Below are 511 nucleotides of genomic sequence, written 5' to 3'. Positions count from 1 at the left end.
GGTCATTGTAAAATACCTAAAGTTTTCTCGACCTTTCAGATTTCTGATTTAAACTTTCAGCTTTACACACACTTCAAAATTCATCATTGGGCATTTATCATTCGATATTTTAAAGGACTGATTTCTCCAATCTCCCACCTTCCCATCGATTCAACTTTCGACGATTCCCCGATTCTCCTCAACCGACTGTTTAACAATTAACTTTTAACCCTTAACCAAAAAAGTAGGCAGTCGCAGTTTTCAGAGTATCAATGAACCCCGAACCTTGAACTCAGAACCCGTTCTACCTTTGCGTCCTTGCGAGCTTTTCAGTTAAACAATTCCCCAATTCCCCAATTAAACAGTTCCTCGATTCCCCAACCGACTGTTTAACAATTAACTTTTAACCCTGAACCGTTCCGTCCTTTCGAGCTTTTCAGTTAAACAATTAAACGGTTAATCAATTCCCCAATTCATCAATTAAACAGTTCCTCGATTCCCCAACCGACTGTTTAACAATTAACTTTTAACC

Annotated in this window: 1 protein-coding gene; it reads left to right on the top strand. The window is 38.6% G+C overall.

The genetic code is table 11. The annotated features are described in order from the left end of the window. On the top strand, positions 1–201 hold a 201-nt coding region (locus tag BM043_RS19670; protein WP_218144177.1), incomplete at its 5' end, for a hypothetical protein. Positions 202–511: the final 310 nt, after the last annotated feature.

The organism is Algoriphagus hitonicola, assembly GCF_900113375.1.
GTDB lineage: Bacteria > Bacteroidota > Bacteroidia > Cytophagales > Cyclobacteriaceae > Algoriphagus > Algoriphagus hitonicola.
The sequence above is the reverse complement of the archived record's forward strand: the minus strand, read 5'-3'. Positions and strand labels throughout refer to the sequence as shown.